This window comes from Companilactobacillus metriopterae, from assembly GCF_002762335.1.
Lineage (GTDB): Bacteria > Bacillota > Bacilli > Lactobacillales > Lactobacillaceae > Companilactobacillus > Companilactobacillus metriopterae.
The window spans coordinates 1,064,323-1,077,820 of sequence record NZ_CP024610.1 but is presented as its reverse complement, the minus strand read 5'-3'; the positions used below and the strand labels follow the sequence as shown (position 1 = coordinate 1,077,820).

Annotated in this window: 14 protein-coding genes; 12 read left to right on the top strand and 2 right to left on the bottom strand. The window is 32.5% G+C overall.

The window, feature by feature from the left end; all coding sequences use genetic code 11:
* The 4 genes from CS873_RS05280 to CS873_RS05265 are packed head-to-tail and all read left to right on the top strand — an operon-like array spanning position 1 to position 3,660.
* Positions 1-342 carry a hypothetical protein gene (locus tag CS873_RS05280; protein WP_099974831.1) on the top strand — a complete coding sequence of 114 codons (342 nt, stop codon included), beginning with the start codon at positions 1-3 and terminating at the stop codon, positions 340-342.
* A gap of 20 nt (positions 343-362) precedes the next feature.
* A complete protein-coding gene (locus CS873_RS05275; protein ID WP_099974830.1) occupies positions 363-2,594 on the top strand; it encodes a RelA/SpoT family protein in 2,232 nt (743 codons plus the stop codon).
* Positions 2,594-3,031: a D-aminoacyl-tRNA deacylase gene (dtd, locus tag CS873_RS05270; protein ID WP_099974829.1), complete on the top strand. Its 438-nt coding sequence runs from the start codon at positions 2,594-2,596 to the stop codon at positions 3,029-3,031. Before CS873_RS05275 ends, dtd begins: the two co-directional genes overlap by 1 nt.
* Positions 3,032-3,033: 2 nt before the next feature.
* Positions 3,034-3,660, top strand: a complete 627-nt coding sequence (locus CS873_RS05265) for an HAD-IA family hydrolase (protein ID WP_099974828.1) — start codon at positions 3,034-3,036, stop codon at positions 3,658-3,660.
* Positions 3,661-3,672: 12 nt separating this feature from the next.
* Here the strand turns inward: CS873_RS05265 and CS873_RS05260 are convergent, their stop codons facing one another.
* On the bottom strand, positions 3,673-4,992 hold the full coding sequence (locus CS873_RS05260; RefSeq protein WP_099974827.1) for an N-acetylmuramoyl-L-alanine amidase family protein: 1,320 nt from the start codon (positions 4,990-4,992) through the stop codon (positions 3,673-3,675).
* Positions 4,993-5,312: 320 nt separating this feature from the next.
* Between CS873_RS05260 and hisS the strand changes: the two genes are divergently transcribed.
* The 6 genes from hisS (at position 5,313) to CS873_RS05230 (ending at position 11,287) form a co-directional block, all read left to right on the top strand.
* Positions 5,313-6,578, top strand: coding sequence for a histidine--tRNA ligase (hisS, locus tag CS873_RS05255; protein ID WP_099974826.1), 1,266 nt, complete (start codon positions 5,313-5,315; stop codon positions 6,576-6,578).
* 2 nt (positions 6,579-6,580) lie between these two features.
* Positions 6,581-8,341, top strand: coding sequence for an aspartate--tRNA ligase (aspS, locus tag CS873_RS05250; protein WP_099974825.1), 1,761 nt, complete (start codon positions 6,581-6,583; stop codon positions 8,339-8,341).
* 112 nt (positions 8,342-8,453) lie between these two features.
* Positions 8,454-8,891, top strand: a complete 438-nt coding sequence (gene msrB / locus CS873_RS05245) for a peptide-methionine (R)-S-oxide reductase MsrB (protein WP_099974824.1) — start codon at positions 8,454-8,456, stop codon at positions 8,889-8,891.
* A 6-nt stretch (positions 8,892-8,897) separates the two neighbouring features.
* Entirely contained in the window at positions 8,898-9,416 is a 519-nt protein-coding gene (gene msrA, locus CS873_RS05240) for a peptide-methionine (S)-S-oxide reductase MsrA (protein WP_099974823.1), read from the top strand.
* A gap of 77 nt (positions 9,417-9,493) precedes the next feature.
* Complete coding sequence (locus CS873_RS05235; RefSeq protein WP_099974822.1) at positions 9,494-10,369, top strand: YitT family protein; 876 nt, start codon at positions 9,494-9,496, stop codon at positions 10,367-10,369.
* Positions 10,370-10,393: 24 nt separating this feature from the next.
* On the top strand, positions 10,394-11,287 hold the full coding sequence (locus CS873_RS05230; protein WP_099974821.1) for a deoxyribonuclease IV: 894 nt from the start codon (positions 10,394-10,396) through the stop codon (positions 11,285-11,287).
* 12 nt (positions 11,288-11,299) lie between these two features.
* Here the strand turns inward: CS873_RS05230 and CS873_RS05225 are convergent, their stop codons facing one another.
* Positions 11,300-12,127, bottom strand: coding sequence for a pyruvate, water dikinase regulatory protein (locus tag CS873_RS05225; RefSeq protein WP_099974820.1), 828 nt, complete (start codon positions 12,125-12,127; stop codon positions 11,300-11,302).
* 117 nt (positions 12,128-12,244) lie between these two features.
* Here CS873_RS05225 and rpsU point away from each other — a divergent pair, with 117 nt between their 5' ends.
* A complete protein-coding gene (gene rpsU, locus CS873_RS05220; RefSeq protein ID WP_010623558.1) occupies positions 12,245-12,427 on the top strand; it encodes a 30S ribosomal protein S21 in 183 nt (60 codons plus the stop codon).
* A 104-nt stretch (positions 12,428-12,531) separates the two neighbouring features.
* Positions 12,532-13,497, top strand: coding sequence for a PhoH family protein (locus CS873_RS05215; protein WP_099974819.1), 966 nt, complete (start codon positions 12,532-12,534; stop codon positions 13,495-13,497).
* The last annotated feature ends 1 nt before the right edge of the window (position 13,498 follow it).

Genomic DNA, 13,498 nt, shown 5'->3' with positions numbered 1-13,498 from the left:
ATGAAAGATTTATATAACCGTCTAAGTAAGTCAAAAACTGTATATATGTTTTTAACAGCATTAATATTGGTTTTTATTTTGCCATTAATATTTACAGTATTTCATATCTCACAATCTGACCGTATTATATGGTTATTCTTTATTGTAAATATAATTTTTTCAGGCTTCACTGGATGGTTTGCTCATAAATATGAATTATCATTTTATAATCTAATTATTTTCCCACTAATATTTATTATTAGTGTCTTCATACAACATGGTCAATATGGTTATTATTTAGCAGGTATTTATTTAGTCATAAGTCTTTTGATTTATTTTGTATTTAATCAGAACAAAAATTAAATGAATGGGAAGTTTAATTTATGAAAAAAATAGACGATTATACACCCGAACAGGTTCTAGATATATGTAAAAAATATATGAATGAAGAGCATGTAGCGTTTGTTGATAAAGCATACAATTTTGCTGCGTATGTTCATAAAGAACAAAAAAGAGCTTCTGGTATTCCATATATAGTTCATCCAACTCAAGTTGCCGAAATACTGGCATCTTTGAAAATGGACCCATATACAGTTGCTGCAGGGTATTTACACGATGTTGTTGAAGATACAAATATAACACTTGGGGATGTTGAAGAACTATTTGGTGAGCAAGTAGCCACTATTGTTGATGGTGTAACAAAAATAAGTAAATTTAAATATAGCTCTCATCAAGAAGAATTAGCAGAAAATCATCGAAAAATGTTGCTAGCAACTTCCAAGGATTTGCGAGTTATCATGGTTAAACTGGCTGATAGATTGCACAATATGAGAACATTAAAAGCACTAAGACCAGATAAGCAAAGACGTATTGCAACCGAGACAATGGAAATATACGCTCCATTAGCTGATAGATTAGGTATTAGTAAAATTAAGTGGGAGCTTGAAGATTTATCACTTCTATATATAAATCCGCAACAATATTATCGAATTGTTCATCTGATGAACAGCAAGCGTGATCAACGTGAAGAATATATTGAAGAAGCTATAGATTTCATTAAGGGCGCTGTTAACGAATTAGGTATGAATTACGAAATCTATGGTCGACCTAAACATATATATTCAATCTATAAAAAAATGGTTGATAAACACAAGCAGTTTTCCGAATTGTATGATTTATTAGCTATAAGAATAATGGTTGATTCTGTGAAAGATTGTTATGCCATTTTAGGTTCAATTCACTCAAAATGGAAACCAATTCCGGGAAGATTTAAAGATTACATTGCCGTGCCTAAAGCCAATGGTTATCAGTCTTTGCATACCACAATTATCGGACCAGGTGGACAACCTTTAGAAGTACAAATTAGAACATTTCAAATGCACGAAGTTGCTGAATATGGTGTGGCAGCACACTGGGCTTATAAAGAAGGTAACTTTGAGGGTGCAAGTATTGATGAAAATGAACAAAAAATAGATCTATTTAGAGAAATCATTGAACTTCAAGAAAATTCGGAAAATGCTTCAGATTTTATGAGCTCTGTTAAAGGCGAAATATTTAACGATCGAGTTTACGTATTTACACCTCAAGGAGAAGTTGTTGAACTTTCAAAAGGCTCTGTTCCTCTAGATTTTGCATATCATGTTCATACTGAAGTTGGTAATCATACTGTTGGTGCAAAAGTTAATGGTCGTATGGTTCCACTGAATTATCAACTTAAAAACGGCGATATCATAGAGATGATGACTAGCAATAATGCAAGTCCAAGTCGTGACTGGATTAATACAGCTTACACATCACGTGCTAAAAATAAAATTAAACGTTACTTTAGAATCAAAGATCGAGAAAACAATATAGAACTAGGTAAGTCTTCATTAGAAAATGAAATTAAAGAAAAGAATCTTTCTAAAAGATATCTTGATAAAAGTCATTTAGACTCAGCAATGAAAATCTTTAATTTCACAGATATAGATGAACTCTACAATGCTATCGGTTATGGAGAACTTTCTGTTACTAACGTTATTCATAAAATAGTAAGTGAAGATCCAGAAAATAAAAAAGCTGCTGAACAAAAAGAGATTGATGAGAGAAGAATTTCTGAAGAAGAAACTTCTACAGCACAAACACCTAAAAAGGAATTCTCATCAACCAAAACTCCAGAATCTAACAAAGATTCAAGCATTAATGTGCAGGGTGTAGACAATTTGCTTACACGATTAGCTAAATGTTGTAACCCCATACCTGGTGATGAAATTGTTGGTTACATCACTAAGGGTAGAGGACTAACAATTCATCGTGCTGATTGTCCCAACATGCAAACAGAAGATGCAAAAAAGAGACATATGGCAGTAAGTTGGGATAATGTTACAACTGATAAGAGATATCTGGTCGAATTAGATATTTATGCATTCAACCGAAATGGCTTGTTGAACGATATTCTACAAGTTATTAATTCAACAACTAATACTTTGAATAACATCAATGGTCGTTTGGACACCAATAAAACTGCGGTTGTTCATGTGGTTGTTGGTGTGAATAATAAAGATCACTTAGATACTCTAATATCAAAAATTAAAATTATTCCAGACGTATATGAAATAAAGAGGACTGTAGATTAATGAAAGTAGTTATACAGAGAGTTAAATCTGCTAGTGTCTCAGTTGATAACAAAGTCCTTGGTCAGATAGATCAGGGGCTTTGTTTGTTGGTGGGATTCACAGATGATGATAATCAAGAAACAATCGAATACATTGCAAGAAAAATAGTCAATATGCGAATTTTTCAAGATCATGATAATAAAATGAATAATTCATTAATAACTGAAAATGGCAAAATCTTATCTATCTCTCAATTTACTTTACTAGCAGACACCAGACATGGTAATCGTCCTAGCTTTACTGAAGCAGGTAATTTTGAAAATTCAAAAGAATTGTACAATCGATTTAATGAAGAGTTAAGAAAATATGATATTAAAGTTGAAGAGGGAGAATTCGGAGCAGATATGCAAGTGTCAATTCTGAATGATGGACCTGTTACTATAATTTTGGAGAAATAATAATGCAATCAGCAATTGTTTGGGATTTTGATGGTACCCTTGCCGATAGTTATCCGGGAATGGTAAAAGCAACACAGTATTCATTGAAAAAAAACTTTGGAATAAATATTAGAGAATCAGATATAAAGTCAGAAGTAATAAAAACCTCAATCAGGGATTATGTCTCAAATTTACTTTTAGATGAAAATAAAGTTGCTGAATTTTATAAAGACTATCGTATTCAGGAAAAAAGCTTTCAAAATTTAATTAGATTATATCCAGATACTATTGAAACTCTAGATTATTTTAAAAAGGAAAATATTACTCAATTTATCTTCACACATAGAGATAAATCAATTTTTGAAGTTACAAAAAAATTAGGTATTGATGATTACTTTGAAGAAATAGTTAGTGTTTCAGATCATCACATTAGAAAACCAGATCCTGAAATGTTAAATTATTTGATTTCAAAATATGATATTCCAAGTCAAAAGCTATGGGTAATAGGGGATAGAAAAGTAGATATTGATTTTGGCAATTCTGTTAATGCAAAGACGATTCTAATTAGAAATAATGAGAAAACTAATTCTAACTATCAATTAAAAAATTTAACTGAAATAATGAGCATAATAAAAAAAGACACATTATAAATGTGTCTTTTTTTATTTGAAATATTGTTTTAATCCAGCAACAACATCACTGGCAATTTTTTCTTTGTAAGAATCTGATTTTATTTTTTTATAATCAGATTTTGTATTTATGTATCCTAACTCTAGTAAAACAGCTGGTTGGCTATTGTAATGTAAGACATAAAGATCTTTTTGTTTAACACCCTTATTGTCAATTGGTAATGTATTAAGTTGATTATCAATTGAAGTTGCTAGGTTTTTGTCTTTATCTGCATAGTAATAAGTAGTTACACCAGAACCATCATTGTTTGATTCACTAGAATCAAAGTGCAAACTTATAAAAGCATCAGCGTTTTCTTTACTTGAAAGACGAGCTCTATCACCAAGTGTCTTAGAATCATCACCTGATCTAGTTAAAATTACACGGGCACCAGTTTTTTCTAGTTCTTTTTTAATTGCCTTGGCATAGGCAAGGGTATATGTTTTTTCGTACTTACCATTTTCTGATTCAGCACCAACGTCATCGCCACCGTGACCAGCATCTATTACAATTGTTGATTCTGAGATTGTGGATGCAGCGGTTTTAACAGCACTTTTTGAACCGGAAATTGTTACTACCCAACTAGCAACATAACCAACAGATCCATCAGAATCTCTCACTTGATACCAGTCACCATCTTTACCTAAGTAATCAAATGTTTTTCCCACTTGAACAGTCTTCACTATTCGTCCAGAAGAATTAGGATCAATTCTTAATTTTGTATTTGCCTGAGTTACAGTAACAGTTTTTATATTAGAATTACTATTAGAAGATTTTTTATTATTACTTGAGCTCGAATGAGTCGAATCTGTTGTTTCAGAAGTATTTTCTATGAACTCACTCTTAACCCATGCAGCAGTACCTTTATATAGAATTTGTGTCCAATCAGATTCTTGGTATAGGATAGCAACTTTTGTAGATTGGTTAGCAGTTCCTAAAACATCGCTGGAGGCACTGGCAGACTTGAAGATAGTTGTGTTAGGCACTTTAATAATACCGACTTTATTAGTTGTTGAACTAACGTCAGTATTGTCTAGCAACCAACTGGCCACCCAACCAATCTTATCTCCAGCTAATCTAACTTGATACCATTTATTCTTTTCTGAAATAATTGTTAACTTGTCACCCTTTTTTACTTGTGCCATATTTGAATAGGATAGACCTGGTCCAACACGGACATTCACAGAATCTGATCCGACAACTACAGTATTAGCATTGGCAAGTACTACAGTTGAAACACTAGACACTAAAAGTAAGATAATAATAATGATAAACAATCTATATTTTTTAATTAATTTTACAATCTCTTCCATATGTTATATTTCCTTTAGGATTGCTTCTTAATATTAATAATACTATATTTTTCATAAAATTATTCACTGTAAATAAAAGATTTTATTCAATACTTGACAATCCTGATTAATTTAACTAAATTTAAATATATAAATACCGACAAATCAACTTACAGAGAATCTGATATTGGTGAAAACAGATAGTTGAAACTTGTGATGATTTTAAAGCGTATGACAGGCGTTAACTGTAGAAAAAAACTAGGTGGTACCGTGCAACTGCACCCTTGTCCTTTTATTTGGCAAGGGTGTTTTTTTGTGTGGTTATTAAAGGAGAACATAACATGAGATATCAAAAACCAAAGGGTACTATGGATATTTTACCTTCAGAATCTTATAAATGGGAATATGTTGAACAGGTAGCTAATGATATTTTTTTAAATTATAGATTTTCAGAAATAAGAACACCAATTTTTGAATCATACGAAGTATTTGAAAGATCTTCTGGGGATACATCAGATATAGTTTCAAAGGAAATGTATGATTTTTATGACAAGGGTGATCGCCACGTTGCTCTAAGACCTGAAGGTACAGCAGGCGTAGTTAGAGCATTTGTAGAGAACAAGTTGTATGGACCTGAAAATACTAAGCCTTACAAAGTTTGGTATAAGGGACCTATGTTTAGATATGAAAGACCTCAATCAGGTCGTCAACGTCAATTTCATCAATTAGGTGTGGAAGCATTTGGTTCTGATGCACCAGAGCTAGACGCAGAAATTATTTTAATGGGAATTCAATTTTTAAATAAACTAGGGATAAAAGATATTAAAGTATCTCTTAATTCTTTAGGCGATCCTCAATCCAGACAAGACTATCATGAAGCACTTGTTTCTTACTTTACTCCATTTAAGGATCAACTAAGTGATGACTCTAAAGTTCGTTTAGAAAAAAATCCTTTGAGAATTTTAGATAGTAAAGATAAAAACGACAAAGAGATAGTTAAAAATGCTCCTTCAATTTTGGATTATCTAAATGAAGAATCTAAAAACAGATTTGAATATCTTCAAGAACTATTAAAAGAAATGGATATTAAATTTGAAGTTGATTCTACAATGGTTCGAGGGCTAGACTACTATAACCACACGATATTTGAATTTATAACAAATGATGAAGCCTTTGGTAATAAAGAAATTACTATCTTGGCAGGTGGTCGCTATAATGGTCTTGTTGAAGAGCTCGGAGGACCTGAAACATCAGGAATTGGTTTTGGATTAGGAATGGAACGTTTGATGCTTCTACTTAAAGAAGAAAATATTCCTTCTCCATCACAGTTAGATGTTTACATAGTTACAATTGGAGAAGTTGCTAATAAGGCATCTGTCAAAATTTTAAAAAATTTAAGAGATAATAATATCTCTGCTGACAAAGACTATCTTGATAGAAAAGTTAAGGCACAATTCAAGACAGCAAATAATTTAAATGCTAGATACACTACTACAATTGGTGATGAAGAAATTGCCAACGACCTAGTGAATTTGAAAGACATGCAGTCAGGTGAAGAAATTAAAGTTTCAATATCCAATTTAGTAAAACAAATTAAGGGAGAGTAAATATGAAGACACGAACAGATTATTGTGGAAATATTACCGAAAAATACATTAATCAACAAATTACATTAAATGGTTGGGTACAAAAAAGACGTAATCTTGGAGGACTAATCTTTGTGGATCTCCGTGATCACAAGGGTATTGTACAACTAGTGTTCAATGACGAGCATGAAGAAGCATTGGCAATTGCTGATCAGTTGCGTTCTGAATATGTTATAAGTGTTGATGGAACAGTTCAGATGCGCGAAGAGAATAACCAAAATGATAATTTTCCATCAGGAAAAATTGAAGTAATTGTAGAAAATATTGAAATATTAAATAAATCAAAAAATACACCTTTCGAAATATTAGACGATATTGAAAGCTCAGAAGAAACTAAGTTAAAATATCGTTATCTTGATTTAAGACGTCCTGAAATGCAAAAGGCAATCAGAACAAGAGCTCAAATCAAGCATTCTGTCCACGAGTATTTATATGAAAATAACTTTATAGATATTGAGACACCTAATTTAACAAAATCTACACCAGAAGGTGCTAGAGATTATCTTGTTCCATCTCGTGTTTATCCAGGAAGTTTTTATGCACTACCACAATCTCCACAACTATTTAAACAACTACTGATGGTAGGTGGTTTTGATAGATATTATCAAATTGCACATTGCTTCCGTGATGAAGATTTACGTGGTGATCGTCAACCAGAATTTACACAAATAGATATGGAAACAAGTTTCATGTCAGCTGAAGAAATTCAAACCATGACTGAAGGCTTGATTGCCAAAGTTATGAAAGACGAAAAGGGAATCGACGTCAAACTACCATTCCCAAGATTACAGTATGATGATGCAATGGCAAGATATGGATCTGATAAACCAGATATTAGATTTGATATGGAATTGCAAGAACTAAATGATGTTTTTAAAGATAGCGAATTTAAAGTATTTAAAGGTGCTATTGATAATGACGGACAAGTTAAAGCAATTGTTGTAAAAAATAATGCTGACAAGTATTCAAGAAAGAATATCGAAGCTTATCAAGAACATATCAAACAATTTGGAGCTAAAGGTTTAGCATGGGCTAAGTTTAATGACGATGAATTATCAGGACCAGTTGCTAAATTTATAAAAGATCAAGAATCAGAACTTGTAGATCGTCTTGGTTTAGAGAATAATGACTTAATTCTATTTGTTGCTGACAGAGCTAAGGTAGTCGCTGATTCCTTAGGTTACCTTCGAACAGCAATTGCAAAAGAACTTGAACTATATGACAAAAACGAGTTTGCATTTGTTTGGGTCGTCAACTGGCCATTGTTTGAATATGATGAAGGTATCCAAAGATGGACTGCTGCCCATCATCCTTTCACTATGCCTAACGAGGAAGATGTACATTACTTAGACGAGGATCCTCATAAAGCGTATTCTCAAAGTTATGATATTGTTCTTAATGGTTATGAGATTGGTGGAGGATCTATCAGAATTCATGACATGGAAATTCAAGAGAAGATGTTGAAGGCACTAGATTTCACGCCAGAAAGTGCTCATGAACAATTTGGATTCCTATTAGATGCCTTAGAATACGGATGTCCACCACATGGTGGCTTGGCAATCGGATTAGATAGATTTGCCATGTTACTTTCAGGAAAAGAAAACATTAGGGATGTTATTGCATTCCCTAAAAATTCTAATGCTACTGAACCAATGACGCATGCACCAATGGCTGTTGCAGAAGAACAATTGGTTGAATTAGGAATTGATGTTGTAAAAAATTAACTAATGTAAAAAGACATTCTATGTAGAATGTCTTTTTTTTAGAGCAAAAACATGGAAACCTCTACGATAGAGACTATACTTATTATTAAACTAATTTGGAGGTATCTTGTTTATGACAAAAAAATATGAAAAAAATCTTAAAAATCTTAGTGAAGAATCAATTAAGGTTACTCAAGATGCTGCAACTGAAAGAGCATTCACTGGAAAGTATGATGATTTTTATAAAAAAGGTATTTATGTTGATATTACAAGTGGTGAGCCTTTGTTCTCATCTGCAAAAAAATATGATGCAGGTTGCGGATGGCCTTCATTTAGCCAACCAATTGGAAAACTAGTTGAAAAGAGGGATTCTTCATTTGGTATGGAACGTACTGAAGTTAGAAGTGGTGACGCTGATTCTCATTTGGGTCATGTCTTTACTGATGGTCCACAAGATGATGGGGGATTGAGATATTGTATTAATTCTGCAGCACTGAAATTTATTCCTTATGAAGAGATGGATGAAAAAGGTTATTCAGAATATAAAAAATACGTTGACGAGGGAGAGTGACAAATTATGAAAGAAGATACAGCAATATTTGCAGGAGGATGTTTTTGGTGTATGGTACATCCTTTTGATCAGCAACCAGGTATAATTTCAGTAAGATCTGGCTATACAGGTGGTCATGTAGAAAATCCCACATACGAAGAAGTTTCTACAGAAAAAACAGGACATACTGAAGCTGTAAAAATAACATTTGATTCAGATGTTATTTCGTATAAAGATTTAGTAGAAATATACTGGACAGTCACAGATCCAACAGACGCAGGTGGACAATTTCAAGATAGGGGAGATAGTTATAGACCTGTTATTTACTATAAAGACGAGGAGCAAAAAAATATTGCAGAAGCGTCAAAAAATAACTTAGTTAATTCAGGAAAATTTGACGAACCAATAGTTACACAAATTGAACCTGCAAAACCATTTTATGAAGCAGAAGAATATCATCAAGATTTTTACAAAAAGAATCCAGAAAGATATCAACTTGAAGAATCTGGTGGAAGAGAGTCATTTATAGAAAAACATTGGAAATAGTCTTATTTATTTTTAATTTTGTGATAATATAAACTACATAATTATCAAAGATACTTAAGGAGTATTAATTACCTATTATGGATGAAATCGATAAACTGATTACTAGACATCAAAACTTGTCAAAAATTTCAGTGGCAATAATTTATTCAATAACTGTTTCTATTGCTGTTAATATGTTTTGGTCACCAGGAGGAATCTATGGTTCAGGTATCACCGGTGCTGCTCAATTGATTTCAACCGTTACTTCAAAAGCACCTGTTCATTTGACAACAGGTGTTATGTTCTTTGCACTAAATGCTCCGTTGTTTATACTTTCTTGGCTTAAAATCGAACACAAATTTACGCTATTTACTGTATTTACAGTAGTCTGCGCCAGTTTAATGATGCACTGGGTACCATCTATGAAAATAACCGCTGACCCTATTATCTGCGCTATTTTTGGTGGGGTTGTCAACGGGTTTGGTACAGGTATGGCATTGAGAAACGGAATATCTACTGGTGGTATTGATATTCTTGGTATTATTTTACGTAAAAAAACTGGACGTAGTGTTGGTACGATTAATATGATGTTTAATATTGTCATTGTTGTACTAGCAGGTGCCTTGTTTGGTTGGGTTCACTCACTATATAGTGCTATCGGTATTTTTATTAATGGTCAAGTTATTGACTTCATTTATAATAAAGATGAAAAATTACAGGTTATGATTGTTACATCAAAGCCTAAAAAAGTCATTGCTGAGATTCAAAATGAAATGCGCCGTGGAATAACTATTGTTCATGATGTTGAAGGTGCTTATAAACATGAACAGAAAACTATTTTATTTACAGTTATATCAAGAAGTGAGCTAGGCGATTTAGAAACGGCCATGGATGATTCAGATCCAAATGCATTCGTAAGTGTTACAGATACAGTAAAAATTTTGGGTCGATTCTATCAAGCACATATCTATTAACAACAAATATATGGAGGAAATACAATGATAATTGGTTCCCATGTTTCAATGAAGGCTCCTAAGATGTTGGTAGGCTCTGCTGAAGAAGCAAAAAGCTATGAAGCTAACGCAATGATGATTTTTACTGGTCCACCACAGAATACTCGTAGAAAAGATATTTCAGAGATGAATATACCTGCGGGTAAAGAACTTATTGAAAAATATGGTATTGAACATGTTATAGGACATGCTCCATATATTGTTAATCTTGGAAATACTGTGAAACCAGAGAATTTACCATTTGCTATATCATTCATTCATGATGAAATTTTAAGAGCTGATGCACTAGGAATAGAGGCAATAAGTTTTCATCCAGGTGCTCATCTTGGAGAAGGTCCAGAAGTTGCATTAACTCAAATAGCAAAATCGTTAGATGAAGCAATTATTCCAGATCAAAAAGTTTCCATTGCAATAGAAACAATGGCTGGTAAGGGAACAGAAGTAGGAATTACTTTTGAACAGTTAGCTTCTATCTTAGATCAAAGTAAAAATAGTGATAAATTATCAATCACTTTAGATACTTGCCATATCAATGATGCAGGTTACGATGTTGTTAATGATTTTGATGGTGTCTTAAATGAGTTTGATAAAATAATTGGTTTAGATAAACTTTCAGTCGTTCATTTAAATGATTCTAAAAATGAACAAGGATCTCATAAGGATCGTCATGAAAACATCGGTTTTGGTACTATAGGCTTTGACGTACTAAATTATGTTGCTCATCATCCTCAACTAGAGGACATTCCTAAGATTATGGAAACTCCTTATGTAAAAGCAGACGAGAATGACAAAAAAGGGTTAGCTCCATACAAATTAGAAATTGATATGTTACGAAATCAAAAATTCAATCCTAATATGAAATCAGATTTATTTAAATAAAAAAAACCGACCTTATAGGCCGGTTTTTTTGAATCCATTTATATTTAATTGTTCCATAATCAAAGCAGCTGTTTCTTCTATAGATCTATCTGCAACATTTATTACAGGGCAGCCAATTTTTTCATAAATTCCATTTGAATAATCTAATTCTTTTTGAATTTCACTTTCATCTGAGTAGACAGTATCAGGATTCAATCCATATGCAATCATTCTTTGTTTTCTTATTTTCATCAAAACATTCATATCATTAGTCAAACCAATGATTCTTTTAGGGTCGACTTCCCAGATTTCTTTTGGAAGTTCAGAACTTGGAACCAATGGCAAATTGGCAACTTTAATATTTTGATTAGCTAAGTAAAGTGATAGGGGACTCTTTGAAGTTCTTGAAATTCCAAGTAATACAAGATCAGCCTCAAGCAATCCTTTAGGATTTTTACCATCATCATTATTAACAGTAAATTCCATAGCAGAAATTTTATCAAAGTAATCGTCATTCAATCTGTGAGTCAATCCCTTAACTCTAAGTGGTTCTTCATCCATTTTTTCTGCAACTGCATTAACAATTGGATTTAGAATATCAAAACATATTAAGTTTTCTTTCTTACAGAAAGAGTCAATTTGTTCATAGAATTCTTTTGAAATTATTGTATGAAGAACTATCGCATCTTTTTCTTTTGCAGAAGCCAAAATAGCATCAATCTTTTCTTTTGTAGTTACAAATGGATATTTAGTATAATTTACCTCTAAGTTAGTAAATTGTGCAAGAGCTGCATGGGCTACACTGTCAGCAGTTTCACCCGCAGAGTCTGAAATTACAAAAATATTTGCTTGTTTAGTCATAATACCTCTCCTTATTGTAAAAAAATGTTTGAACATTAACTTCTTTTTGATATAATAACATATGAACTGTTATACAAGTAATACAGTTACGTTTAAAATCGGAAGGAGGGATATCAAATGGCCAAAACTATCGTTCATGAAAATGAATCGCTTGATGATGCTCTTCGTCGTTTCAAACGTTCTGTTTCAAAGAGTGGTACTCTTCAAGAATACAGAAAACGTGAGTTCTACGAAAAACCAAGTGTTAAAAGAAAGCTTAAATCAGAGGCAGCTCGTAAGAGAAACAAGAAGCGCCGTTAATTAATTAGGTTAGAACATGTTTTATTATATGTTTTAACCTTTTTTTATACATGAAAACAAGTCAGATATGATATTATGGCATTAATAAATGGGAGGTATGGTAATTGACAGAAAATCTTGAACAATCAAATGACTCAATTTTTATTGATAAATCTCAAGATCCAGTTAGCATATTTGGGGTTAATGATAGTAACCTAAAATTGATAGAAGATGATTTAAAAGTAACAATTAATGCTTTCGGAGACGAGATCAAAATTTCTGGAAGTGAAAATAATGTTGTCATTACAAAGGAATTATTAAGAATATTATTAAAACTTACTGGTAATGGCATTACCATTGGTGCACCTGACGTTGTCAGTGGTCTAAAAATGGCAGAAAAAGGTACATTAGAGTATTTTGAAGATTTATACAAAGAGGAGTTAATTAGAGATTTTGCTGGTAGACCCATCAGAGTTAGAAATTTTGGTCAAAGACAATATATTAATGCCATAAATCATAATGACATAACTTTTGGAATTGGTCCTGCTGGTACTGGTAAAACATATTTAGCTGTAGTCATGGCAGTTTCTGCTTTAAAAGCTGGTAAAGTTAAACGTATAGTTTTAACTAGACCCGCTGTCGAAGCAGGTGAGAGCTTAGGATTTCTTCCTGGTGACTTAAAGGAAAAAGTAGATCCCTACTTACGACCAATTTACGATGCTCTATATGCTATTTTAGGTAAAGAACATACTGAGAGATTAATGGAACGCGGCGTAATAGAAATTGCACCTTTAGCTTATATGCGTGGACGTACATTAGATGAATCGTTTGTTATCTTGGATGAAGCACAAAATACTACCCGTGAACAAATGAAAATGTTTTTGACACGTTTGGGATTTGGCTCAACAATGATTGTAAACGGAGATATTTCTCAAATTGATTTACCAAGAAACGCAAAAAGTGGATTAGTACAGGTTCGTAGCATTCTAAAAAATCTCCCACATATTAAATTCGTTGAATTTACATCATCAGATGTTGTTAGACATCCGGTTGTGGCAGAAATTATAGATGCTTATGAAGAAGAGGAATAGC